This is a genomic window from Bizionia saleffrena, assembly GCF_008086175.1.
In the GTDB taxonomy this organism is placed as follows: Bacteria; Bacteroidota; Bacteroidia; order Flavobacteriales; family Flavobacteriaceae; genus Bizionia; species Bizionia saleffrena.
Map to the genome: position 1 here is coordinate 48,020 of NZ_VSKM01000001.1, position 22,209 is coordinate 70,228.

21 protein-coding genes are annotated in these 22,209 nt (G+C 36.3%); 13 read left to right on the plus strand and 8 right to left on the minus strand.

The window, feature by feature from the left end:
* Positions 1-105: 105 nt before the first annotated feature.
* The 7 genes from ES676_RS00240 to arsB all read left to right on the plus strand — a co-directional run bounded on the left by ES676_RS00240 (position 106) and on the right by arsB (position 6,891).
* Entirely contained in the window at positions 106-1,221 is a 1,116-nt protein-coding gene (locus tag ES676_RS00240) for a DUF2914 domain-containing protein (RefSeq protein WP_148368027.1), read from the plus strand.
* 227 nt (positions 1,222-1,448) lie between these two features.
* On the plus strand, positions 1,449-2,483 hold the full coding sequence (locus tag ES676_RS00245) for a flavin monoamine oxidase family protein (RefSeq protein WP_148368028.1): 1,035 nt from the start codon (positions 1,449-1,451) through the stop codon (positions 2,481-2,483).
* Between the two features lie 320 nt (positions 2,484-2,803).
* A complete protein-coding gene (locus ES676_RS00250; RefSeq protein WP_215731624.1) occupies positions 2,804-3,844 on the plus strand; it encodes a transporter substrate-binding domain-containing protein in 1,041 nt (346 codons plus the stop codon).
* 505 nt (positions 3,845-4,349) lie between these two features.
* Positions 4,350-4,682 (plus strand): ArsR/SmtB family transcription factor, encoded by a 333-nt coding sequence (locus ES676_RS00255; protein ID WP_148368029.1) that lies wholly within the window; start codon positions 4,350-4,352, stop codon positions 4,680-4,682.
* A 42-nt stretch (positions 4,683-4,724) separates the two neighbouring features.
* Positions 4,725-5,192, plus strand: coding sequence for a DUF6428 family protein (locus ES676_RS00260; RefSeq protein WP_148368030.1), 468 nt, complete (start codon positions 4,725-4,727; stop codon positions 5,190-5,192).
* 25 nt (positions 5,193-5,217) lie between these two features.
* Entirely contained in the window at positions 5,218-5,838 is a 621-nt protein-coding gene (locus ES676_RS00265) for an arsenate-mycothiol transferase ArsC (protein WP_148368031.1), read from the plus strand.
* Positions 5,839-5,841: 3 nt separating this feature from the next.
* Positions 5,842-6,891, plus strand: a complete 1,050-nt coding sequence (arsB, locus tag ES676_RS00270) for an ACR3 family arsenite efflux transporter (protein ID WP_148368032.1) — start codon at positions 5,842-5,844, stop codon at positions 6,889-6,891.
* Positions 6,892-6,929: 38 nt separating this feature from the next.
* Here the strand turns inward: arsB and ES676_RS00275 are convergent, their stop codons facing one another.
* The 3 genes from ES676_RS00275 to ES676_RS00285 form a co-directional block, all read right to left on the minus strand.
* Positions 6,930-7,619 (minus strand): tetratricopeptide repeat protein, encoded by a 690-nt coding sequence (locus tag ES676_RS00275; RefSeq protein ID WP_148368033.1) that lies wholly within the window; start codon positions 7,617-7,619, stop codon positions 6,930-6,932.
* Between the two features lie 112 nt (positions 7,620-7,731).
* Positions 7,732-8,664, minus strand: a complete 933-nt coding sequence (locus ES676_RS00280) for a peptidylprolyl isomerase (protein ID WP_148368034.1) — start codon at positions 8,662-8,664, stop codon at positions 7,732-7,734.
* Between the two features lie 130 nt (positions 8,665-8,794).
* Complete coding sequence (locus ES676_RS00285) at positions 8,795-10,987, minus strand: RecQ family ATP-dependent DNA helicase (RefSeq protein WP_148368035.1); 2,193 nt, start codon at positions 10,985-10,987, stop codon at positions 8,795-8,797.
* 214 nt (positions 10,988-11,201) lie between these two features.
* On the opposite strand from ES676_RS00285, the gene ES676_RS00290 reads away from it, so the two are divergent.
* From ES676_RS00290 to lptB, 4 genes are all read left to right on the plus strand, one after another.
* The gene (locus tag ES676_RS00290; protein WP_148368036.1) at positions 11,202-12,167 is read left to right on the plus strand and encodes a KpsF/GutQ family sugar-phosphate isomerase; all 966 of its coding nucleotides are present in this window, start codon (positions 11,202-11,204) and stop codon (positions 12,165-12,167) included.
* A complete protein-coding gene (gene tatC, locus ES676_RS00295) occupies positions 12,167-13,012 on the plus strand; it encodes a twin-arginine translocase subunit TatC (RefSeq protein ID WP_148368037.1) in 846 nt (281 codons plus the stop codon). Before ES676_RS00290 ends, tatC begins: the two co-directional genes overlap by 1 nt.
* Complete coding sequence (locus ES676_RS00300) at positions 12,987-13,334, plus strand: carboxymuconolactone decarboxylase family protein (RefSeq protein WP_148368038.1); 348 nt, start codon at positions 12,987-12,989, stop codon at positions 13,332-13,334. The genes tatC and ES676_RS00300 overlap by 26 nt, the downstream gene beginning before the upstream one ends.
* A gap of 75 nt (positions 13,335-13,409) precedes the next feature.
* On the plus strand, positions 13,410-14,150 hold the full coding sequence (gene lptB / locus ES676_RS00305) for an LPS export ABC transporter ATP-binding protein (RefSeq protein ID WP_148368039.1): 741 nt from the start codon (positions 13,410-13,412) through the stop codon (positions 14,148-14,150).
* On the opposite strand, the gene ES676_RS00310 is transcribed toward lptB, so the two are convergent.
* Together ES676_RS00310 and ES676_RS00315 are read right to left on the minus strand one after the other, a co-directional pair.
* Positions 14,151-15,053 (minus strand): DUF808 domain-containing protein, encoded by a 903-nt coding sequence (locus ES676_RS00310; RefSeq protein ID WP_148368040.1) that lies wholly within the window; start codon positions 15,051-15,053, stop codon positions 14,151-14,153.
* A gap of 53 nt (positions 15,054-15,106) precedes the next feature.
* On the minus strand, positions 15,107-15,853 hold the full coding sequence (locus ES676_RS00315) for a CDP-alcohol phosphatidyltransferase family protein (RefSeq protein ID WP_148368041.1): 747 nt from the start codon (positions 15,851-15,853) through the stop codon (positions 15,107-15,109).
* 121 nt (positions 15,854-15,974) lie between these two features.
* On the opposite strand from ES676_RS00315, the gene ES676_RS00320 reads away from it, so the two are divergent.
* Positions 15,975-17,039 (plus strand): putative type IX sorting system protein PorV2, encoded by a 1,065-nt coding sequence (locus ES676_RS00320; RefSeq protein ID WP_246124326.1) that lies wholly within the window; start codon positions 15,975-15,977, stop codon positions 17,037-17,039.
* 17 nt (positions 17,040-17,056) lie between these two features.
* Positions 17,057-18,226, plus strand: coding sequence for a lipoprotein N-acyltransferase Lnb domain-containing protein (locus ES676_RS00325; protein ID WP_148368042.1), 1,170 nt, complete (start codon positions 17,057-17,059; stop codon positions 18,224-18,226).
* 215 nt (positions 18,227-18,441) lie between these two features.
* Here ES676_RS00325 and ES676_RS00330 read toward each other — a convergent pair whose 3' ends face one another.
* Genes ES676_RS00330 through ES676_RS00340 form a run of 3 tightly spaced genes read right to left on the minus strand, consistent with a single transcriptional unit; the run spans position 18,442 to position 22,209 of the window.
* On the minus strand, positions 18,442-19,830 hold the full coding sequence (locus tag ES676_RS00330; RefSeq protein ID WP_148368043.1) for a sugar transferase: 1,389 nt from the start codon (positions 19,828-19,830) through the stop codon (positions 18,442-18,444).
* 56 nt (positions 19,831-19,886) lie between these two features.
* Positions 19,887-20,897 carry a glycosyltransferase family 4 protein gene (locus ES676_RS00335; protein ID WP_148368044.1) on the minus strand — a complete coding sequence of 337 codons (1,011 nt, stop codon included), beginning with the start codon at positions 20,895-20,897 and terminating at the stop codon, positions 19,887-19,889.
* Positions 20,869-22,209 carry an O-antigen ligase family protein gene (locus ES676_RS00340; protein ID WP_246130263.1) on the minus strand — a complete coding sequence of 447 codons (1,341 nt, stop codon included), beginning with the start codon at positions 22,207-22,209 and terminating at the stop codon, positions 20,869-20,871. The genes ES676_RS00335 and ES676_RS00340 overlap by 29 nt, the downstream gene beginning before the upstream one ends.

Genomic DNA, 22,209 nt, shown 5'->3' on the forward strand with positions numbered 1-22,209 from the left:
ATTATTGCCTAATAAGCAAGCTATAAAAATCTATTATTATTTTTACAGTCCAAGGATTAAAACTCACTGTTATTTTTCATATTTTTAAACTCTTTTAAAGGAAATATGAACAGCGCAATAGAAAGGTTTAAAAATAGTCGATTTCGCAATGCCATTCAAAAATATCAAAAATATTTACTGATATGCTTTTTTGTTGGTGGCTTTATTTTCGATTCCTTAACTCTTGGTCGTATCGATCGTATTTACGATTTAGTGGTTCTGTGTTTACACATGACTTCTTTAACCGTAACGCTGTACCTCTATAATTTAATGGATGATGGTAAATGGAAAAACACCTTTTTAGAACGTTATCAGATTTATTTTTCTCTAGCCATTCAGTTTTTCTTTGGTGGGTTGTCTAGCGCTTACGTTATTTATTTCTCCAGAAGTGTTTCATTATCCAAAACCATTACCTTTTTTATTATTCTGCTAGCATTGCTGCTGGCAAATGAATTACTAAAAAAGCGAATTTCCAACAAGTATTTACAATTTAGCGTCTATTTTTTTCTTAGCTTCACGTTCTTCGCCTTTATGATACCGGTTTTTATAAAGAAAATGAATACCCCTGTTTTTATTTATTCCGGTTTGGTCAGTTTAGCCGTAACGCTTTTATTAATAACTTTTATTTATAGAAAAAGCCCTAGCACTCGTGCAGAAATAAGAATTGTTAAACTATTCAGTATTATTTTAGTAATATACGTTACCATAAACACATTTTATTTTACAAACCTTATTCCGCCAGTGCCATTGGCTTTAGATGCTGGGATGGTTGCACACAACGTTCAAAAACAAAACAATAGTTATTTAGTGACTTACGAGCGAGATGAATGGTATATATTTTGGCGAGATCATAGACTAGAGTTTATATATGAACCCGGTGAAAGGGTTTATATTTTCACCTCTATTTTTGCACCGACCGAAATTAAGAAATCAATTTTTCACCGTTGGAAATGGTTTAATAAAAACACTAATAATTGGGAACTTGTAGACAATATTAGTTATAAAATAACGGGCGGTCGTGATGCTGGTTTTCGCGGTTACACATATAAAAACAACGTGAAACCGGGGCTTTGGAAAGTCGACGTTACCACCAAGGAAGGCTTAATTTTAGGCGTCATTGATTTTGAAATTATTATAGACACGAACTTGAAACCTAAAAAACGTATTCAGCGACGGTTTTAACAATTTGAAAGTAGACAGACACTAAGGGGATTCACTACCTTATATTCTATAAAGATTAGAAGGTATGTAAAATGGTTTCTACTCTTAATTAGGGCGTTAACCGATTAAAAAAAACAAACAATAAAACTAACAATTATGTAAGTTGAACTATTAAAATAGTCTTAAATAGGTGTTTTTTCACCCTTGAAAGTGAGATAAATTAAGAGCAACTTCAGTATTTTTGCAGTATGATACTAATAATTGGAGCAGGTTTATCGGGTCTTTTAATAGGTTACCACTTAAAAAAACAAGACATTCCGTTTAAAATACTAGAAGCGAGAGATCGCGTTGGTGGCCGCATAAATACTATTTATGGACCAAACTACCCACCTATTGAGATGGGAGCCACTTGGTTTACCCACCAGCACAAGCAGCTACTATCGCTTTTAAATGAATTGGAAATAGAATACTTTGAACAGTTTATGGACCGCACCGTTTTCTTTCAAGCAGGTTCTACTTCAAAAACTCAAACTATAGAAATCCCTCCGCAAGCCCCGAGTTTTAGAATTTCTGGAGGAACAGCGCATCTCATAGACACTCTAGTCAAAAAATTGGATAAAAACGACATCCTGTTAAATCAGACGGTAAAGCACCTTAAATTTAAAGACAATTCTGTTCAGGTTATTGCAGAAGAAGTTATTGAAGGTACTGCGGTAGTATTAGCAATCCCTCCTAAATTATGGGCAAACAGAATTACATTTAAACCAGAGCTCCCAATCAATCTTTCAGAAATTGCAAAGCAAACACATACCTGGATGGAGGACTCCATAAAGGTAGCGTTAAGTTATACCACGCCTTTTTGGCAAGAGAATAACAAACCGGGCACTTTATTTAGTCAGTCCGGTCCCATTACAGAATTTTATGATCACTGCAACCACAAAAGATCTAAGTATGCTCTCTGTGGTTTTATGAATTCAGCTTTAAAAACGCTAACAGCTTCCCAAAGAAAATCACTTGTGATTGAACAGATTACAGCGGTGTTTGGTTTGAAAGCAAAAGATTTTATTACCTATGAAGAATGTGTATGGAGTAATGACGTAAATACTTTTGAACCCTCCGAAGTGTATCCTCATCAGAATAACGGAAACCCCATTTTTAGAGACGCCTTTTTTGATGGTAAAGTCTTTATTTCAAGTTCTGAAGCGGCATCAGAATTTCCTGGATATATGGAAGGTGCAATACGCTCAGCGAATGCAATAGCTAAAAAAATAAAGGAAAGATAACAATTCTACTGATTAATTATCTCCAATAGAGAGGTGTAAAAAAGCAAACACGATTGTTTAACTTTTTTGAGAAGAAAGTTAGCGGTTTTAACAAAACTCTTGAATTCAACTAATAAACGACGATGTTTACTTCCTTTTATTTATTTTAGTAAAAAAGTAGACTACAAACACATTTGCAACGGTTGGTTAGTCCTTTCATTCTAGTTTGAATTCACTCTTTATAATAGCTTTTAGAACAATTGAACACACAACGCACGATGCTTTACAATTTATCAAAACACTTATTATTATTTATTTTTCAAATATCTTGTACCCTTTCAATGCAAGTTCATGCACAAACGAAAGCAACAGATACTATTAAAAGTACGTTGCGCGTTGGGGTTTCGGGAAGTGAACCCTTTGTTTTTAGTGAAAGTGATAACGGCATAGCTGTAGAGATATGGGATAGAATAGCTGAAAAGAAGGACTGGAATTTTAAATACATTCCGTTTACAAATGTTGAAGATGCACTAAACGCTTTAGAGAAAAAGGAGCTAGATCTGGTGGTTGGCCCCATAAGTATTACGTCAAAGCGCGTAGAAAGTATGCGATTCTCGCAACCCTTTTATAATTCGAGTATATCGATAATATCACGAATTGGGAATCAGACGTTTTGGCAAAAAATAAAACCACTATTTAGTTTTAAATTAATAATAGCTGTTGGTATCTTTCTAATTATCTTGGCCGGTGTTGGTTCGCTGTTTTGGTTGGCCGAACGCAAAGAATCCCCAGAACAGTTTCCTCACGATCCTGTAAAAGGTATTGGTACAGGTATGTGGTTGGCTATTGTAACGATGAGTACCACGGGTTACGGCGATAAAGCACCCATAACTTTAGCGGGCCGCATAATTGCAGGCTCTTGGATGATTATCTCCATAATTTTTGCCACCTCTATGGTAGCAGGAATAGCGAGCACACTAACGTTAACATCTATTGGGTCGACTACCATTACAAATTTAGAACAACTTTCCGGTCGCGAAGCCGCTACGATTTCCGGGTCTCCAGCGGCTCAGTTTTTGACCAAATCTAAAATAAAATCTATTGGTGTTGCTAGTTTAGATATCGCAATGGAGAAATTAGAAAATCAAGAAGTAGAGGCTGTGGTATACGACCGGCCGCAATTATTATACTTCTTAAAAAATAATGAAAGTGATAACGAAACACTAAGCATAAGTAAAGCCGAATACTATAAACAGGGCTATGGCTTTGCGTTCCCGTTAAATTCAGAATTGGTATATAGCGTTAACAGAACTTTATTGGAGCTCGCCGAAAACCAAGAAACCGAAGGTATCATCCACGATTATATTCAAAAAGATGAATGATTTTAGCGTGATAGTGTTTTTAGCGCCTTAAAAAGATTTTGTTTACTATATGAATGATCTTAAATTCTAGAGACAAGAAACGAGACGTACTGCGTATTATTTTTATTAATTGAAAACGATTGTCTAGTTAAATCATTGCACCCGAGAAAAACTAAAATCGGAACCTAGAAATTATCTAGTGGTTTGTTGTTTGTGAATTTATAAATTACCTCTCGACTGCGATAGAGGGAGCAGTTTTATTTCAAATTAGTATTATGTGGCAGAACTTTTCGACGAAACTGTAACACAAACTTAAATCGGGATCTCTTATAGAAACACAAATTTAGGCCACCTATTGTCTGGTCAATCGCCGTCGAAAAACTAAATAGAAAGATACTATTAAATCTAAACAAGCAGCTTCAAAATCTGTATACTAAAACAAGAAACCCATACATTCTCAAAATTTATCAAACAAACAATACCGTTTTAATTCTATTAATCGTAATATTGCAATAAACAAATCACTATGGGAATTACTAAATCCGAAATATTTACCCTTCAGCAAAACGAAATAGCAACATTTGCTAAAGTTTTCGGGCACCCAGCACGTGTAGCTATCCTTCAGCATTTATTTAAAATAAACACCTGTGTTTGTGGCGATTTAGTCAGCATTATTGGATTAGCACAACCTACCATTTCTCAGCATCTAAAAGAATTAAAAAACTTAGGATTGATAAAAGGAACGATTGAAGGCACGAGCGTGTGCTATTGTATTGACAAAGACAATTGGTTAAATATGAAGACTATTATGATTACATTTTTAGATCAAGACTATTCTGAAACCGATCAGTGCTGCTAGAAAACAAACTATTACATCGTAATTAACGAAGAAAAAAAACTTATGACATTATCTCAAATTAAAGCCATATTGAAAGAAGTTGAAACCATCGCTTTTCAATTACCCGATGGCACTTTGGTACCACAACATTTTCACGTTACCGAAGTGGGGAAAATAACGAAACATTTTATAGACTGTGGCGGAACGGTGAGATACGAAGAAGTTATTAATTTTCAATTATGGAACGCCGATGATTACGACCACCGTTTACATCCTGAAAAGCTTTTAAATATTATCGCGCTATCAGAAAACCTTTTAGAGCTTCAAGATTTAGCGATTGAAGTGGAATACCAAGGACAAACTATAGAAAAATATGGACTTGACTACAACGGTTCTCAATTTCTATTAACGACAACGGCGACCGACTGCTTGGCGAAAGACCACTGTGGTATTCCAGAAACTAAACAGCAATTAAATTTCAAAGATCATGAAACAGGGAGTTCTTGTTCGCCGGGATCTGGTTGTTGTTAATTGCAATACGAAATAAAACGACGCTATGAATGCCATATTTCCTGAGATTAAAAAACTGTTACGGAGTTTAGCGGTTGAAACCATAACACCACATCGAAAAAACATATTGGATCCTATTATTGAAGAGATACAGCAAAAGGTAACTCAAAATAAAGAGATAAGACTAAATTTTATCTGTACTCACAACTCGCGTCGCAGTCATTTAGCACAAATATGGGCACAAACTCTAGCATATTATTACAATATCCATAAGGTTCACTGTTATTCGGCAGGCACAGAAGCCACAGCGTTATTCCCTAAGGTTATTGCTACATTGCAGCAAACGGGCTTTCAAATCACCACACTGTCTGGAGCCGAAAATCCAGTATATAGTATAAAATACGCCACTAACGCACCCCCAATTATCGGGTTCTCGAAAGCAACAGAACACCCATTTAATCCTAAAACGGCGTTTATTGCAATAATGACGTGCTCTCAAGCCGATGAAGGATGCCCTTTCATAGCCGGAGCTGAACGTCGTTTTTCGCTCACCTATAGCGATCCAAAACGTTATGATAACACACCAAAAGCAGCAGACGAATATAATCAAACAAGTTTGCAAATTGCTACCGAACTATATTACGTATTCTCTAAAATTAAAGCCTAAACAATGAGCACACCAAAAAAACTAAACCTCTTAGATCGCAACTTAACGGTATGGATACTCATTGCAATGCTCCTTGGGGTTGGCATAGGATTTTTCTTTCCGAAATTTCCCGCAGTTGTTACTAGTTTAAGTAGCGGCTCGACAAATATTCCAATTGCTATTGGGTTAATTGTAATGATGTATCCACCACTAGCAAAAGTTAATTATGCCTTACTTCCTAAAGTGTTTAAAAACACTAAAATATTATCGATCTCCCTACTGTTAAACTGGGTTATTGGTCCGATTTTAATGTTTGTTTTAGCGCTTATTTTTCTCCAAGATCACCCCGGCTATATGGTCGGTTTAATATTAATTGGTTTAGCACGCTGTATTGCTATGGTGCTCGTTTGGAACGATCTTGCCGAAGGCAGCAGCGAATACGGCGCTGGTCTGGTCGCCCTAAACAGTGTATTTCAAGTATTTGCTTATAGTTTTTATGCTTGGTTATTTATTACCGTTCTTCCGCCCTACTTTGGTTTTGAAGGCGCTATCGTAGATATCTCTATTGCGACTATTGCCGAAAGTGTGGCCATTTATTTAGGTCTTCCGTTTTTACTAGGTATTGTTAGCCGTTATGTTTTGGTGAAAAAGAAAGGAGAAGTATGGTATAATACCGTGTTTATCCCTAAAATATCACCGCTAACCTTAATCGCTCTATTATTTACTATTGTGATTATGTTTTCTTTAAAAGGAGAACTTATTGTACAGATTCCTTACGATGTTGTGATTATTGCGATACCACTCGTTTTATACTTTATTATTATGTTTGCAATTGGCTTTTTTGTAACTAAAGCTAGTGGTGCCAACTACGACAAAACAGCTGCCGTGGCGTTTACTGCTGCAGGAAACAATTTCGAATTAGCGATTGCTGTTGCCATTGCCGTTTTCGGACTCCAATCAGATCAAGCTTTTGCTGGGGTCATAGGACCGTTAGTAGAAGTCCCTGCACTAATTCTTTTGGTACGCGTGTCCTTTTGGCTCAGGAAGAAGTACTTCACAAACATAACAAACTGATTATAAAAATACGCTCACGCGCCTAAAAGTAACAAGCACTACTCTTTGTTATACCCTTTAATATACCGTTTGGCGCTTGGGTTTCCGCTATCTAATGTTAACGATTTTGAGTAGTTAATAAAAGCGTCCAAGCTGTCACCGCTTTTTAAATAGGCGTCTGCCAAACTATCGTAAACATTTGCGCTTTCAGGATACAAGGCCACATTCATTTTAAAAATGGCTATCGCATCATCGAACGCGTCATTGCGTAACGTTTCGTAACCATAAGTATTGAACTTTTTTTCTTCAATAAAAATACTCGCCGAATCTTCAACCTGAATCTTTAAATAACCTTTCAAAGCCTTGTCATAATCTTTATTTAGCAAATAATAGCTTGGCACGTGTTGCGAATCGCGCAGTTTTTTATAATCGTAAGTTACAGCAGCATCCCCAATCACTTCCGATAAATAGTAAAGGCTATCGGCTGGATTTAAAACCAATCGCATTTTTTTATTCATTTCTTTTACATAAAATGTATGGTCGTCTAAAAGCAACGGCTTTATATCTTTAGCCCCCAACCAATCTACTAATAAGGTATTGTTATTATAATGAATACCAATCACGGCATCCGGATGTAATAAATAACGCCCAGCAGTGTGTTGCTGAAAAGCTTCAGTAAATTGATCCTGATCGGAACAACTTAATACGAAAACAATTAAAAAGAAGGAGCACAAAGAAAATGGTTTCATCAGAATTATAGTTTTGATTGCTGGATTTCTAAATAAAATAGAAAAAAATGAAGCACAAAAAAAACGCCCCATACCTATGAGACGTTTAATTAGTGTATTTGTTACGTGCGGACTACTTAACAGCCATTAATTCTACATCGAAAATTAAAGTTGCATCTGGTGGAATAACTCCTCCTGCACCGCGAGCTCCGTATCCTAAATCGCTAGGCACAACAAAACGCGCTTTATCGCCAACGTGCAAAAGGCTAACACCTTCATCCCATCCTGCAATAACTTGTCCCATTCCTAAGGCGAAATCTATAGGAGAATTACGTTTGTAAGACGAATCGAAAACCGTTCCATCAGTTAATGTTCCTTTATAGTGTACCGAAACTGTTTTTCCTTTTTCTGCTTTTGCTCCGTTTCCTTTTTGTATAATTTGGTAACGTAAACCACTTTCTGTCGTTTCAAAACCCGTAGCATATTGTTCTAATTCTGCTGCTTTTGCTGCGCGCTCTTCAGCGATAAGTGTTTCACGAGAACCTTCAAAGGTTCTAAATGCTTCTATAGCATTAAATTTCTCAGCGGCGTCTCCTACTCTAACAATTTCTAAAGTTTCAATAACATCGCTTTTTGCAATAGCATCTACAACATCTTGTCCTTCTATAACTTTCCCAAAAACGGTGTGGTTACCATCTAACCAATCGGTAGCGATATGTGTGATAAAAAACTGACTCCCGTTAGTTCCAGGTCCTGCATTGGCCATAGACAAAACGCCCGGTCCATCGTGTTTTAATTCTGGATGAAACTCATCGTCGAATTTATACCCTGGGTTTCCAGTTCCTGCTCCTTGTGGACACCCACCTTGGATCATAAAATCTGTAATTACTCTGTGAAATTTTAAGCCGTCGTAATAAGGCGTACCCTGCGGTTTTGCAGTGTTTTCCATATTCCCTTCTGCTAAAGCCACAAAGTTACCTACCGTTCCAGGTGCTTTTTCAAATTCTAAATTAACTAATATAACACCTTTGTTAGTGTTAAATTTTGCATATAAACCGTCTTGCATTGTCTTGTTTTTTTATGAATGGCAAAGATAGTAAGGTTTTACGAATTAAGTTTTATCATTTTACATCTTTTTAAAAAGGCCTTTTAATAAAAATCAGCCCAAAACATGATTATTTTAGGCTGATGGTCTTTTAATTTGCGACTTCACTCATAAATTTGATGCGATAGAGTCGCAATTCTTCATCGTCGTAATCGCCATCAAACTCATCGATCGCGTTATCTATTTTATCAGATTCAGATTCCATAAAATAATCGTGAAGCTCTTCTTGTTGGTCTTCATCTAATATATCGTCTATCCAGTAATCGATATTCAGTTTTGTTCCAGAAAACACAATCGCTTCCATTTCTTTTATAAAATCAGACATTTCCATACCTTTTGCCGACGAGATATCGGTTAACGGTAATTTCCTGTCTACGTTTTGAATAATGTATAATTTAAGACCCGATTTGGTTCCGGTAGATTTCACTACCAAATCGTCTGGTCTCACAATATCATTGTCTTCGACATATTGTGAAATTAGAGCCACAAAGTCTTTACCGTATTTTTTTGCCTTCCCTTCTCCTACACCGTGTACATAAGTTAACTCGGCAACAGTAATCGGGTATTTTAGCGCCATATCTTCTAACGACGGGTCTTGAAAAATGACAAATGGTGGCACCCCTCGTTTTTTTGCATTGGTTTTACGAAGACTCTTAAGTAACGTCATTAATTGATGGTCTACAACAGCTCCACCCCCTTTGGAAGCCGTAATAATACTATCGTCATGTGCGGCGTTAAATAAATGATCTTCCGTCATCAAAAATGAGGTCGGTTTTTTTATAAAATCTAATCCGGCGTTATTAATCTTTATAACACCGTAGGTTTCAATATCTTTTTTAAGATATCCCGTCACTAATATTTGGCGTATTAAAGCCATCCAATACGTGTTTTCTTTATGTTTACCGGTTCCAAAAAAAGGCTTGGTTTCGGTTTTATGAGATTTTATTAAAGCATTTTCTTTACCTATAATAACGTTTACCAAATCTTTAGACTTGTACTTCTCCATTGTTTTCTTAACGATTTCCAACAGTAATTTAACGTTCTCCTTAGCTTCGTGTTGCTTTTTAGGAAAACGCATATTATCATCTAAATCACCTCCTTCCCCGGTTTCGTTATCGAATTCTTCACCAAAATAATGAAGTATAAATTTACGTCTCGATATAGAAGTTTCGGCAAATGCCACAACTTCTTGTAATAGCGCCTGACCAATTTCTTGCTCGGCAACGGGTTTCCCCGACATAAATTTTTCTAATTTCTCAATGTCCTTGTAATTGTAAAACGCTAAACAATGCCCTTCGCCACCGTCGCGACCCGCACGACCAGTTTCTTGGTAATAACTTTCTATACTTTTAGGAATATCGTGGTGGATAACAAAACGCACATCGGGTTTGTCAATTCCCATACCAAAAGCAATAGTCGCCACAACCACATCAATATCTTCCATTAAGAACATATCTTGATGCTTTACACGGGTTTTGGCGTCTAGACCAGCGTGGTACGGCAAGGCTTTAATACCGTTAACTTGTAGTACTTGCGAGAGCTCTTCTACCCGTTTCCGACTTAAACAGTAGATAATACCTGTTTTACCTTCATTTTGTTTAACAAATCGGATAATATCTGCATCTACGCTTTTCGTTTTCGGACGTATTTCGTAGTATAAATTAGGACGATTAAAAGACGCTTTAAAGGTTCTTGCGTTAGACATTCCTAAGTTTTTCAAAATATCTTCTTGAACTTTAGGAGTTGCCGTAGCCGTTAAACCAATAATAGGAATATTGTCGCCAATACGCTCTATTATCTGTTTTAAATTTCTGTATTCTGGTCTAAAATCGTGTCCCCATTCACTAATACAATGGGCCTCGTCAACAGCCATAAATGAAATTTTTACACTGCGTAAAAATTCTACATTCTCTTCTTTGGTAAGAGACTCGGGTGCAACATATAAAAGCTTCGTTATACCATCGGTAATATCTTGCTTTACTTGTTTAACTTCAGTTTTGTTTAACGATGAGTTTAACACATGCGCAACTCCATGCTCATCAGAAACACCACGAATGGCATCGACCTGATTTTTCATTAAAGCAATTAAAGGCGATACAACAATAGCTGTGCCCTCTTGCATTAATGCGGGAAGTTGATAACATAAGGATTTCCCACCGCCAGTAGGCATTATAACAAAGGTACTTTCTTTGGCTAAAATACTCTTGATAACGGCTTCTTGTAATCCTTTAAATTCGCTGAAGCCAAAGAAGGTTTTTAGTGCTGAATGTAATTCACTTTTCACTAGTAACTCAATTGGTTTTAATTATTATTTACACTTTACAAACTGTACAATTTTTCAAAAAATAATCACTAATATTTTACACTCTTTAACAATCTTTCCTTTTAATTTTTCGCTAAATTTGCTGCAAATAAGAGTTATTACTAATTATACGTATTGCATATTATTTAAAGATAATAAAATCTTTTAGATGCATCATATATAAAAATTGATTAATTTGAATACTAAAGACAACATTCTAAAAACAGCAAGGGAAACTATTGCTTTAGAGAGCAAGTCTATTGAAAACTTGGCGCATTTAATTGATAATGATTTTGCTGATGCTGTTGAACTAATATACAACTCCAAAGGTAGGGTAATTATAACAGGAATTGGCAAAAGTGCCATAATTGCTACAAAAATTGTTGCGACCTTAAATTCTACCGGAACACCAGCTGTTTTTATGCATGCTGCCGATGCCATCCACGGAGATTTAGGATTGATTTTAAAAGATGATATTGTCATTTGTATTTCTAAAAGTGGTAACACACCAGAAATAAAAGTGCTGGTCCCTTTAATTAAAAATGCAAAAAATAAAATGATTGCAATTACGGGTAATAAAGACTCGTTTCTAGGGCAACAAGCCGACTTCATTTTAAATACCTATGTAGAAAAAGAGGCCTGCCCTAATAACTTAGCGCCAACCACAAGCACAACCGCACAATTGGTTATGGGCGATGCGCTAGCGGTATGTTTATTACAATTACGAGGTTTCTCGAGTAAGGATTTTGCAAAGTACCACCCTGGCGGTGCTTTAGGCAAAAAACTATATTTAAGAGTACACGATTTATCGTCTGCCAACCAAAAACCAAAAGTAAACCTTGACACCAACGTTAAACAGGTTATTATAGAGATTTCAGAGAAAATGCTGGGCGTTACTGCTGTAGTAGAAAATGATAAAATTGTAGGTATTATTACCGATGGTGATTTAAGGCGAATGCTTACCAAAGTAGACGATTTTTCGAAATTAACGGCACAAGATATTATGAGCGCCAACCCTAAATGCATCACAGAAGAAGCGATGGCTGTAGAAGCTATGGAGCTTATGGAAATCTCCGGTATTTCTCAATTATTAGTGGAACATAATGGTAACTACGCCGGTGTGGTGCACTTACACGATTTAATTAAAGAAGGTATTTTATAATGGCAAAAAAAAATGTGAACAATATGTCTTTTTTAGATCACTTAGAAGATCTAAGATGGCATTTAATTAGAATCTGTTTAGCTATTATTGTTTGTGGAGCCGTTGCTTTCGCATTCAAATCTTTTATTTTTAATGTCATAATTTTTGGCCCTAGTAAAATGTCATTTCCTACTTACGAGTGGTTATGCAGTATGGCAAACTTTGTAGGGATAGAAGATTCTACGTTTTGCGGTGAAGAGTTACCATTTATACTTCAAAGTAGAACGATGGCCGGACAATTCTCGGCACACATTTGGACCTCCATTTATGCCGGTTTTATTATATCCTTTCCGTATTTTATTCATCAAGTATGGCAATTTATAAGCCCTGGAATGAAATCTACAGAACGCAAACATTCTCGCGGTTTTATAATTGTGTCCTCGTTGTTATTTTTTACTGGTGTTCTTTTCGGGTACTATATTATTACGCCATTATCTATTAACTTTTTAGGAACATATCAAATAAGTGAGCAAGTTAAAAACAACTTCGATATTAGTAGTTATATTGGTTTACTTCGGGCTTCGGTTATTGCTTCAGGCTTTATTTTCGAGCTTCCTATTATAATATACTTCTTAACCAAAGTTGGATTAGTCACTCCAGAATTTTTAAGAAAATACCGTAAATTTGCTCTAGTAATTGTACTTATTCTGTCGGCAGTAATCACTCCCCCCGATGTGGCAAGTCAAATTATTGTAGCGATTCCTATTCTTGTCCTATACGAGATAAGTATTTATATTTCTAAATTTGTATTACGCAAACAAAACCGCAAAATTAAAAAAGATGTCAGATCTAATAACCGAGTTTAATGACTATCGTTCTAAAATGAACGGTAAGATTCTAGAAGATAATAATAAAGTTATAAAACGTATTTTTAATTTAGATACCAACGCATTTGCAGCCGGTGCTCTAGATGTGCAAACCAAAGAATTACTAGGTCTCGTGGCCTCTACAGTGTTACGTTGCGACGATTGCATCAAGTACCATTTAGAAGCCTGTTTTAAGGCTGGAGTAACTAAAGAGAAAGTAGTCGAAACCTTAAGTATTGCTACTTTAGTGGGCGGTACCATTGTGATTCCGCACTTACGTCGCGCTTACGAATTTTGGGATGCCCTAGAGGCCCATAGTTAAACTTTAAACAAATCACTCTCCTGCTATTAGCGTTTAATTTTGATTTAGTATTTTTAGCACTTATATATTATACCTATGAAGCTTAAAGCCGAAAATTTAATGAAGTCCTACAACGGACGAAAAGTTGTAAAAAGCGTTTCTCTTGAAGTAAATACAGGAGAAATCGTTGGTCTTCTAGGCCCTAACGGCGCCGGGAAAACCACGTCGTTTTATATGATTGTAGGCTTAATAAAACCCAACGGTGGAACCATTCACTTAGAAGGCCAGAATATTACCAACTACCCAATGTACAAACGTGCGCAACACGGTATTGGTTATTTGGCGCAAGAAGCTTCTGTTTTTAGAAAACTAAGTATTGAAGACAATATTTTAAGTGTTTTACAAATGACGAAACTGAGTAAAAAAGAGCAGTTACATAAAATGGAATCGCTTATTGAAGAATTCAGTTTAGGACACATTCGTAAAAACCGAGGCGATTTATTGTCTGGAGGAGAACGCCGAAGAACAGAAATTGCCCGAGCATTAGCTACCGACCCCAATTTCATCTTACTAGATGAGCCGTTCGCAGGAGTAGACCCTGTAGCTGTTGAAGATATCCAACGTATTATTGCGCAACTAACAAAGAAAGATATAGGAATACTTATCACCGATCACAATGTACAAGAAACCCTTGCCATTACCGATCGTACGTATTTAATGTTTGAAGGTAGCATCTTAAAAGCGGGTCAACCTGAAGAATTAGCAAACGACGAGATGGTTAGAAAAGTGTACCTCGGCCAAAATTTCGAACTTCGTAAAAAGAAAATATTTGAATAATTAAGGCCGATTATGGGATTCCCCCTTCGAACCTTTCACTGTCTTAAACCCCCACTTCACTCCCATTACAAGAACCAATACCACAGCCCCAAACCCTAAACCGACAACAAAATCGCGGATAAAACTAGGAATAGACTCGAGAAAATGATGTAAAAACGCAAGGTTATGCACGAAAATACCGCCCGCAACAAGTAGTAAAGCGATGGTTCCAATAACCGATAGACTTCGAATAACTATAGGCAAAGCATTAACAAAAAAGCGTCCGATAGCTGCTAAAACCCCTTTACCATCTTTACTTAACGCTATTAATTTATGTCCGAAATCGTCCATTCGTACAATTACAGCGACAATACCATACACACCGATAGTCGCTATAATAGCCACTATGGAGACTACCAAAATCTGAAATAATAGGTCCTGACCGACAACCGTACCCAAGGCAATAATAACAATCTCTACAGAGAGAATAAAATCGGTAACAATAGCCGATTTAATTTTACTTTTCTCGGCCAAAAGAATCTCTTCCTCTGTAAGATTTTCTTTCAGTTTTATAGCCGTATTGTGGGCGTGAGGCACAAAATACTCATAGATTTTCTCTGCACCTTCATAGGCGAGATACAAGCCTCCCAAAACCAAGATAACGGTGACCGCCCAGGGTAAAAAAGCGCTCAGTAAAAAAGCGACGGGCAAAATAATTAGTTTATTAAAAAAAGACCCTTTTGTAATGGCCCAAAGCACAGGCAATTCTCTAGACGCTACAAATCCAGAAGCTTTTTCAGCATTAACCGCCAAATCATCCCCTAAAATACCTGCGGTCTTTTTTGTGGTTATTTTGCTCATTGCAGCAACATCATCCATTAACGCCGCGATATCATCTAATAATGCGAAAAATCCTGAAGCCATACTATAAAATCTATTTTAGTGTTTTGATTGTTGATTATAAAATGCTAAAGCTATTATTGAGAGAATAAGGACATTAAAATATAAAGCAAAATAACCAACGGAATCGCCGCAAATTGAAGTACAACCAAAAGCACAATGCACAACAGAATAAAAATATAACGAATGGCATTATTTTTAAAACTCCAGTCTTTAAATTTTAACGCAAATAATTTTACTGGTGCATTTAAAATATAGCAGCTAATAATGGCTAATGGAATTAAAAACCAGACGTTTAATATAATGCTATTAATTACATCGTTATTTTGAAACTCCATAATTAAAGGCAGCGACAGAATTAACAACGCATTTGCCGGTGTCGGTAAGCCTTTAAAATAGCTTTGTTGCTCTTCATCTACATTAAATTTTGCTAAGCGATATCCAGAACCTAAAGTCACCAATAACCCTATTAAAGCAATAGGAGCTAATTTAAAATCCCCTAAATGCAACAGCGAGTTCCACTCTGTCGAACTCGTAATAAAAGCAGAAGAATCAACACTCATACTAATCAGTTTAAAGAGTACAATACCAGGTACCAAACCGCTAGTCACCATATCTGCTAAAGAATCTAATTGAAGCCCAATTTCGCTTTGTGCATTCAGTTTCCTAGCCAATAAACCATCGAAGAAATCGAAGAAAATACCTAAAAACACAAATACCGCAGCAGCCACAAGTAAATTATTAACAGCGAATAAGACGGCGATACTTCCGCATAATAAATTAAGAAGCGTAACAAAATTTGGGATAAAAGACTTTAAAGTCATACAGTTGTTTTTTTGTAAAAATAGCAAAGTAATTCCTTAAAAAAAGGGTTTATACAATATACTAAGTGATTTCAAGTTTAATATATAGAAAAATTATAGCATCTTTGTAAAAAAATAGCAATTGAAATCAATTTTTACACTTGTTTTAATAACAGTGACACTGGCGACATCTGCACAAACCAAATATTCTAACGAATTTATGAATATTGGTGTCGATGCAGCTGCGTTAGGAATGAGTAATGCTGTAACCGCAAATACTAAAGATGTCAATGCTGGCTATTGGAATCCTGCCGGACTCGTTAATTTAGAAGAGAAACAACTGGCTTTAATGCACTCTAGCTACTTTGCTAATATTGCAAATTACGATTATGTTGCTTTTGCGATGCCTTTAGACGATAGAAGCGCTTTCGGGATTTCGTTAATTCGTTTTGCAGTAGATGATATTTTAGATACCACACAACTTATAGACGATCAAGGAAATGTGAATTACGATCGTATCAGTTTATTTTCGACAGCCGATTATGGTTTAACCTTTTCTTATGCTAGAAAATTACCTGTTCAAGGTTTAAAATATGGGGTTAACGCCAAAGTAATCCGAAGAATAATTGGGGATTTTGCTAACTCTTGGGGGTTTGGGTTTGATGCGGCTATTCAGTTTAAAACAGGTAATAATTGGGAGTTTGGGATAATGGCGAGAGATATTACCACCACCTTTAACTCTTGGAGTTACGATGAAGACGCTTTCGAACGTATTAAAAACGCTGTTGAAGGTCAGAACCAAGAACTCCCTGAAACGACAGAAATTACCATTCCTAAACTACAAATTGGGATTGCAAAAAGTTATACCTTTCATTACGATTACGCGCTACGTGCAGAAATAGATTTAAATGTGCGATTCGCTCAAAACAACGATATTGTCTCCACCTCTTTTGCCAGTATAAATCCCGCTTTAGGTTTCGAATTTGGATATATCGATATGGTTTATCTTCGCGGTGGTGTTGGTAACTTTCAAAATGAATTACAAATAGATAATAGTGAGAGTTTAAGCTTTCAACCTAGCTTTGGTATAGGTTTTAAATATAATGGCATTCACGTTGATTATGCATTTACAGATATTGGCGACCAAAGTGCTGCCTTATACTCTAATGTTTTTTCTCTTAAATTAGACTTCAGTATTTTTAGATAGATGTCCTTCTACGCCCTATGAAAAAACTAATCCTTATTTCTGCGCTTATAATTAGCGTTTTCAGTACCGCACAAAATAATCCGTTAATAGAGAGTGCACAATTTAGTGTACTAACCATCGGCCCCGGAACCTCTTTAAACGATGCTTTTGGGCACAGTGGTTTTCGTGTAAAAACGTCGTTTTCTGATGACGTCTATAATTATGGAATGTTCAATTTTAATGCCCCCAATTTCTATCTTAATTTTGCGAAAGGCCAACTCGATTATTATATGGGAGCCAACACCTTTAAAAACTTTAAAGAGGTTTATGTTTGGCAAAACAGAACGATAAAAGAGCAAGTACTAAACCTTACTCCCGCTCAGAAAAACGAACTATACACGTTTCTTATTCATAATTTAAAACCTGAAAACAAATACTATGCTTACGATTTCTTTTTCGATAATTGTGCGACCCGTATTCGCGATGTTTCAGAAAAAGCCTGGCATAGTGATTTACAATATACCACACCGCAAACGTATAAAGCAGAAACCTTTAGAACCTTAATTCAGAATAACTTAAAATGGAATTCTTGGGGTAGCTTTGGAATTGATGTAGCTTTAGGCTCGGTTATAGACACCAAGGCGACGCCTAGAGAGTATATGTTTTTACCGGAATACGTATATCAGTTTTTTGAAGAAACGACCTTTAAATCCACCGGAGAACCTTTGGTAAAAGAATCGCATACTATTTATAAAAAAAGAGACCAAGAGAGTCGTTCTTCCTTTTTTACAAGTCCGTTACTCGTGTTTTCTATACTGAGTCTAATCATACTATTTATAACTTACACGGATTATAAAAAGAAAACACGCTCTACAGTTTTAGACCTTATCCTGTTTACTATTACGGGACTTATTGGTGTATTACTGTGTTTTTTATGGTTTGCAACAGACCATAGCGCAACCGCTGCAAATTACAACGTGTTATGGGCATTCCCTTTAAGTTTATTTTGCACGCTTCAGCTATTAAAAAAAACACCTAAAAAGTGGTTTATTGGGTACCTAAAATTATTAGTGGTAATGCTGTGCTTATTAACTTTACATTGGAGCATTGGTGTGCAACGTTTTGCACCTGTTTTAATACCCTTGTTAGTCGCCTTAGCCATAAGATACATCTACCTCATCTGGTTTTACGCGGCTGTAAAAGAGTAAGCTTAAAAACGTTCGTTTAAAGTATGTTTAATACTCCTTTAAATTATAGCTGACTTGGATGTTAGTAAAGCGTCAATAGCAATTATTTTATCTCGTAGTGTTGGTTTAAACGCCGCTAAGAACTATCGTGTAGTAATAATGTTTAGTTCTAATAATATACTTATACCTTTTAATTGGTGAGCTTGTAACCAATTTTAGTGTTCAATTCCCACCAACTACTGACCTCTAAAAAAGATAACGGTACTAAAGGTTTTTAATGATATGTTAATATCTAAGAGAAAACTACGATGCTTAATGTAATACAAGTCGTATTGCAATTTAACCAAGCTATCATCTATACTACTACCATACCGTGCATTCACCTGAGACCATCCTGTTAAACCTGGTTTGATAACATGGCGTGTTTGATAAAAAGGAATCACTTTTGATAGTTCTTTAACAAAAACCGGTCGCTCTGGGCGTGGTCCAATAAAACTCATCTCGCCTTTTAGAATATTAATAAACTGAGGGATTTCATCAATTCGAGTCGCTCTTAAAAAAGCACCAAAGCGCGTCACTCTAGCATCATTTTTTTGAGCCCATGCCGCACCGTTTTCTTCGGCATTCTTAACCATAGTTCTAAACTTAAAAATGGTAAACACTTTCCCGTGCTGCCCCACGCGTTCTTGCTTATAAAATAAAGTCCCTCGATTACCTAAAATATTACCAAGGAAGATTATAGGTAAGAAAAACAGACTGGAAAGCAATCCTAAACACGATAAAACCACATCCATTAAACGTTTATAGCTTAAATAAAACGTATTCGTATTACTACGACTAAACGGAAAATATTTATAAAAATCTTTCCCCACATACTGCACAGGAACACGATAGGTCATGTCTTCGTAAACTTGAGTATACTCGCGAATGGGAAACCCTTGTTCTAAGAGCCTCAATAAATGCGCGTAAATATCAGGAGTAATAACTTCAGAATTATACGTTGCTATCACAATTTCTGAAATGCCTTCCGTTGCCACAATAGTTTCTATTTTTTCGGGTGCAAATTCAGGTAACCCCTTATATGAAACAGAGTCTTTAGAGCCGCCTTTACAGTTTACAAACCCTATAATACTATAATTAGGATCGGCCGCTTTAAAGGCTTCCACAATGTTTTCTATGGTAGACGTTTCACCTATTAATAGCACGCGTTTATAAAATCGTGGAGAGGATATAAATGTAATGTATACAATTCGCCAAACTACCAACGCACCTAAAATAGCTAAATAAAAATATAGAATTTGTAACCTGTTACTAGGTAAAACTGGCGTAAAATAGGGCGTTAATAAAAACACCAAAACAGAAACCGATGCCGTTAATATAATACTAGGGAATACCGTTTCTATCCGACTAGACTTCTTCAAATCATACAATTCGAATACCGTACCAAATCCCCAAATATAAACGGACAATACAACGGTAGATTCCCAGTGTCCGACAATAGTGAAATAATCAAAAGCAAATAGTGTTTCAACACCATACAAAGCAGCACCAATAAAAAGAATATCGAATAAACGCAAAAGCACTTTGCGTTCAGAGATTTCAAAATGAATACTATTTTTTGTCATTTAATAAGGAAACTTGATGTAAATATAACAAGTTAAAAGAGTCCTGCAAGTCTTTTTTATTTTAAATGAGCTAACCATAACTTTTTAACACTGTTCCAATCATAAACTGCGGCTTGTGCCCTAGCCCTAGAGACCATAGCTGCCGTATTTTTACGATCCTGCCTTAACACCAGAAGGGCTTCTATAAAAGCATCTGCATTATTAGGCGGTACTAAAACGCCTGTAATATTGTTATCTATTAAATAAGGCAATCCACCAACATTGGTAGACACTAAAGTTAAGCCTAAAGCCATAGCTTCGATAACACTCACCGGCATATTATCGAAATCAGTGGTATTTATAAACACGTTATAGTCTTGCGATAAAGCAATCCATTCCGCTTTGCTTAACTGCCCTGTAAACGTCACAGTAACCTTCAACGCTTTGGCATAGCTTTTTGTTGCTGCTAGAGTGCCGTCCACTTCTGGCCCTACCATACACAATGTCGCCGTAATACCTCGCTCAAGCAACCCGTGCAACACGCGAATAGCTAATTTAGGGTTATAAATCTCAGAAAAAGAACGCACCCAAAGTAGATTAATTGTCTGTATATTTCGCTCTTTAAACGGGTAAGCTTTAAGTATAATGCTATTAGGAATACATTTTACATTAGTATACCCCAATCGTTCGAAAGCTGCTTTGATATAATTTGATGGCGCACTATTAATAAAAGCCTTTTTAAACAACGATGCACTTAATTGCGGATGACTCTCTAAACGTTGCGGTAGATTACCCCCGTGCAATATTGGAATATACGGCAATCTCAAAAACCGACATAATAGAGCACAGAGATAAGCATAGTAAAAATTCTGAGTACTATACGTATCAATTAACACATAATCGGCTTGTTTAGCGTGTCGTAGAATCGTCCATAACATATCGCAAAGGCGCAACACTTTGTTCGTCTGTTTTGAAGCGGTGGTCACGGTAAAGCCTTCCGCTCTTAACAAAGTGCTTAAGGTATCGATTGTACTTTGAGTACGCCCAGCACTACTGAGTTTATTTCCTAGATAGACGAGGTGTTTCATACTGTATATTTAATAAACATAAACCATAAATAAAAGCGGGCGCAGCAATACGCATTGAACTGTGATTGATCGTTAAAAACCAAAACAGAAAACACGAGTAAAAAAATATATTATACTTGTTTTCCATACGCATTACTAATGGCGTAATAAACAGTATTAAAAAGGCAATAAGGCCAAACAATCCATGTTCTGACAAAATACGACTCAATTCATTATGCGACGCCGCCCTTATATTTTCTTTTTCATAACGCAGCTCCTTTACCTTACCTACGCCAACGCCTAAAACAGGATTAGAGTAAAAAGCATTCAATTCAAATGCTATCAACTCCGTTCGGCCTGTGGAGAGATCTTCCTTTTCACGCCCTAACGCATCTTCATTAGCATAACGTTTATCGATAAAGCCGTTGGTTTGATACGACGATACCCCCCAAGTGATACCCCCCATTCCGATAAATAAAAGACTGTAGATAATCAGTTTTCTTTGATATTGCGGTTTAGAGTATCTAAAATACACCACAACAAAAAACAATATCATAACTACCGCCGTAATTACGCCGCCACGACTAAAAGTAACAATAGCTCGAAAACTAACGACAGCAAGTAAAAACAGATTAATACATTTTAACAGAATACTTGGAGAGCGCATAAAAAATCGAACGGTAAAAACAAACATCCCTATCCCTAAAACGGTGGATACCTGATTAGGACCGAAGCCTCCAGAACTGGCAAAATTAGATCCCGTGCCACTTATCATATCTCTTAAATCTGGTGTTTTCCAAAATAAATAAGTACTCATAGTTACAATGGGCAATGCCATAGCTAAAAGTATAGCGTGCATATGTTTGTAAGACACTTTACGCTGGTAGCAATATACTGCAACAATACCTAAACAAACGGGACCACTTAAATTAAAGGCAATTGCTTTTCGTATAATAGTATTCGCGTCTTGCGTAAAACCGGCAACGAGTATGCCTGGTATAAGGAGTATTAGATAGACATAGTAGGGCAATGCCTTCTTACTGGCTCCCGTAGTAAACACCCCTATTAAACAAAATAAAATAACACCGTATTTAGACACCTCATAGAAAAAAGCTCCTCCGGTCATGCGTATAAAAACCTCAACACCTACTAAATAGCCACAACCTAATAAGATATAAAGTGGTCTTTGATCTCTTATCGTCGATAAGATTTTAAAGACAAAATAGATTAAAACACCAAAGAGATATAGTTGAGCAACAAAAGGAATAAGTGCGACTAGCACCCCCAAAACGAGGTGGACTAAAAGATAAAATATGTATACGGATGTTTTCAA

Bases quoted from the DNA above. Each gene is read 5' to 3' on its own strand.
- ES676_RS00240 (WP_148368027.1), top strand. From the start codon at position 106: ATGAACAGCGCAATAGAAAGGTTTAAAAATAGTCGATTTCGCAATGCC.
- ES676_RS00245 (WP_148368028.1), top strand. From the start codon at position 1,449: ATGATACTAATAATTGGAGCAGGTTTATCGGGTCTTTTAATAGGTTAC.
- ES676_RS00250 (WP_215731624.1), top strand. From the start codon at position 2,804: ATGCAAGTTCATGCACAAACGAAAGCAACAGATACTATTAAAAGTACG.
- ES676_RS00255 (WP_148368029.1), top strand. From the start codon at position 4,350: ATGGGAATTACTAAATCCGAAATATTTACCCTTCAGCAAAACGAAATA.
- ES676_RS00260 (WP_148368030.1), top strand. From the start codon at position 4,725: ATGACATTATCTCAAATTAAAGCCATATTGAAAGAAGTTGAAACCATC.
- ES676_RS00265 (WP_148368031.1), top strand. From the start codon at position 5,218: ATGAATGCCATATTTCCTGAGATTAAAAAACTGTTACGGAGTTTAGCG.
- arsB (WP_148368032.1), top strand. From the start codon at position 5,842: ATGAGCACACCAAAAAAACTAAACCTCTTAGATCGCAACTTAACGGTA.
- ES676_RS00275 (WP_148368033.1), bottom strand. From the start codon at position 7,619: ATGAAACCATTTTCTTTGTGCTCCTTCTTTTTAATTGTTTTCGTATTA.
- ES676_RS00280 (WP_148368034.1), bottom strand. From the start codon at position 8,664: ATGCAAGACGGTTTATATGCAAAATTTAACACTAACAAAGGTGTTATA.
- tatC (WP_148368037.1), top strand. From the start codon at position 12,167: ATGGCAAAAAAAAATGTGAACAATATGTCTTTTTTAGATCACTTAGAA.
- ES676_RS00300 (WP_148368038.1), top strand. From the start codon at position 12,987: ATGTCAGATCTAATAACCGAGTTTAATGACTATCGTTCTAAAATGAAC.
- lptB (WP_148368039.1), top strand. From the start codon at position 13,410: ATGAAGCTTAAAGCCGAAAATTTAATGAAGTCCTACAACGGACGAAAA.
- ES676_RS00310 (WP_148368040.1), bottom strand. From the start codon at position 15,053: ATGGCTTCAGGATTTTTCGCATTATTAGATGATATCGCGGCGTTAATG.
- ES676_RS00315 (WP_148368041.1), bottom strand. From the start codon at position 15,853: ATGACTTTAAAGTCTTTTATCCCAAATTTTGTTACGCTTCTTAATTTA.
- ES676_RS00325 (WP_148368042.1), top strand. From the start codon at position 17,057: ATGAAAAAACTAATCCTTATTTCTGCGCTTATAATTAGCGTTTTCAGT.
- ES676_RS00330 (WP_148368043.1), bottom strand. From the start codon at position 19,830: ATGACAAAAAATAGTATTCATTTTGAAATCTCTGAACGCAAAGTGCTT.
- ES676_RS00335 (WP_148368044.1), bottom strand. From the start codon at position 20,897: ATGAAACACCTCGTCTATCTAGGAAATAAACTCAGTAGTGCTGGGCGT.